A 2,675-nucleotide genomic window follows, 5' to 3' on the forward strand; every position below is an offset into this window, starting at 1 on the left:
CGCACCGCGACGGCACGCGCACCGGCGTGCTGGCCTACGCCCAGGAACACGCCCGCGAGTGGGTGGCGCCCCTGGTCGTCGTCGAGGCGGCCGAGCGGCTGCTGCGCAACTACGCGCGCGATCCGGCCACCCGCCGGCTGCTGGAGCGTACCGACGTCTTCATCGTGCCGACGGTCAACCCGGACGGCGCGAACTACAGCTTCTACGACTTCAACGCCCAGCGGAAGAACATGACGAACCACTGCCCGCCGCAGCAGTCCGACCCGGCGCTGCGCAACGCCTGGGGCGTGGACGTCAACCGCAACTACGCGACCGGTTCACTGTCCGACGGATACTTCGGCGCCTCGGCCAACTGCCAGAGCGGCACGTACGCGGGACCCGCCGAGCACTCCGAACCCGAGAGCCGCAACGTCATGTGGCTGGCGCAGAAGTACCGCAACATCAGGTTCGCCATGAACGTGCACAGCTACGGCGGCTACTTCATGTGGCCGCCCGGCGCCTACAAGCTCGCCGGCCGCGTCACCCTGCCCAGGCCCACGTCCCAGCAGGAGGCGTACTTCCTGCGCTCGGCCCGCACGATCGAGGAGGCCATCGCCGCCGAGCGCGGCACCGTCACCTGGCCTCAGCAGACGGGGCCCGTCACGGACGTGCTCTACTCCGCCGCCGGGAACTCCGCCGACGAGCTCTGGTACGACTACGGCGTCTACGGGTGGGACTTCGAGGTGGGCGCCGACCTGTGGAACCCCGCGACGCGGGCCTGGGAGGGCGTGGGCTTCCAGCCGCCGTTCGCGGAGGGGCACGCCGAGGCCATGGAGTTCGCGGCCGGGCTGATCTCGCTGGCCGGGGTCGCCGCCGACTTCCGGGAACCCTGATCCAGCTGGAGGAACCTCTTGCGACTGCCCCCTGTCCTGCTTGCCGCGCTCCTCGTCGTCCCCTCCTTATTCTTGGCCGACCCGCGAGCGGCCGCCGCCGGTCCCGCCGAGCCGCCTCCCCCTGCTGTACGCGACTTCGGCAACGGCCCGGAGCGGAACGAGGTGGCCGCCGACATCCCCGAGCAGGCCCAGACGCTCCGCGCCCAGCCCGAGATCTCGCACGACGTGGGCTACCCCAGGCACACAAGCCTCCCCGTGCCCGCGGAGAACCCGGCCGACGCCTCTATCAAGCTCGGGCTGGTGCCGTACCACGGCATCGCGCCGCGGCTGAACGACCTGCAGCGCAGCGACCGGGTGAGCGCGGAGGTCATCGGCCGCTCGTACAGCGGCCGCGACCTCTACCTGGTCACCGTCACCGCGCCCGAGAGCGCCGCCGAGGCCCGCGAGCAGGCGCGCATCCGCGAGCGCATCGAGAACGACCCGGCCGCCGCCGCCCGCGACCGCACGCTTGCCGCGCGGTACAAGGCGCCGCTCTTCGTCAACGCCAACATCCACGGCAACGAGTGGGAGGGCACCGACGCCGCCCTGCGTGTCATCGAAGAGCTCGCCACCAGCAAGGATCCGAAGATCGCCGACCTGCTGGCGCGTACCAGGCTGTACTTCAACGTCACCGCCAACCCCGACGGCCGCGTCAACGGCGTGCGCCAGAACGGCGCGGGCTTCGACCTGAACCGCGACTTCGTCACCGCCTCCCAGTCCGAGGTGCGGGCGATGCGCCAGGTGATGATCGACGCCCAGCCGGTCACCATGATCGACCTGCACGGTTACGTCAACGGCACGCTCATCGAGCCGACCACGCCGCCGCACGGCGCGAACTACGAGTACGACCTGTTCATCCAGAACACCTACGCCAACGGCCTCGGCATGGAGGCCGCGATCAACGCGCTCGGGTACACGTTCGAGAAGGACGGCGTGTACCCGCCGCAGATCCCGTTCCGCGACTCCGCGGAGGGCTGGGACGACTGGCCGCCGATCTTCACCCCGCAGTACGCGCCGTTCCACGGGACGGTCGCCGCGCACACGGTCGAGATCCCGCTGCGGGTCAACGGCTCCGACTACACGCAGCAGCCGGTCGAGGAGCTGCGCCGCCGCTCCGCCATCAACACCGACGTGGCCGCGGCGGCCATCCGGGCCACGTACGCGTTCGTGCAGGCGAAGCACGACCGGCTGATCGCGGACCAGGTCGAGGTGTTCCGGCGGGGCGCGGCCGGGGAGCCGTCCAAGGTCGTGCCGCTCGGCATCGTGCCCGGGTTCGGGCCGGAGGACGTCTACAACACCACCTTCCCCCGGGCGTACGTCATCAGCGGACGGCGCTCGGCCACGGCCGCCGCGCGCCTGGTCGACCACTTGATCGCCAATGACGTGCGGGTCGAGCGGGCCGGCCGGCCGTTCAGGGCGGACGGCAGGACGTACCCGGCCGGGTCGTACGTCGTGGACATGCGTCAGCCCAAGCGCGGGCTGGCCAACGTCATGCTGGAGCCGGGCGCGGACATCTCGCCCAGAGTGGACGCCATGTACGACATCTCCGGCTGGAGCCACGCCCTGCTCTGGGGCGCCACGGTGGACCCGGTCACGTCCCTGCGCGTGGAGGCCACCCCGGTCAGGGCCGCCGCTCCGACCGGGTCCGTGCCGCGCACGCCCGGGCCGCTCGCGCTCGCGGTGACCGACGCCAAGGAGGTCCTCGCGGTCAACGACCTGCTGGCCCAGGGCGTGGCGGTGACGTGGGCGGACGGCACGGCGATC

The 2,675-nt window shown here is 71.5% G+C and carries 2 protein-coding genes; both read left to right on the top strand.

Annotated features, from left to right (window positions below; all coding sequences use genetic code 11):
- On the top strand, positions 1–872 hold an 872-nt coding region (locus tag AB0J09_RS61785; RefSeq protein WP_360713423.1), incomplete at its 5' end, for a M14 family metallopeptidase.
- 72 nt (positions 873–944) lie between these two features.
- Positions 945–2,675 (top strand): M14 family zinc carboxypeptidase (locus AB0J09_RS61790; RefSeq protein ID WP_360713425.1); only part of this gene is annotated, 1,731 nt, incomplete at its 3' end.

It is taken from the genome of Nonomuraea sp. NPDC049784, assembly GCF_040659615.1.
Lineage (GTDB): Bacteria > Actinomycetota > Actinomycetes > Streptosporangiales > Streptosporangiaceae > Nonomuraea.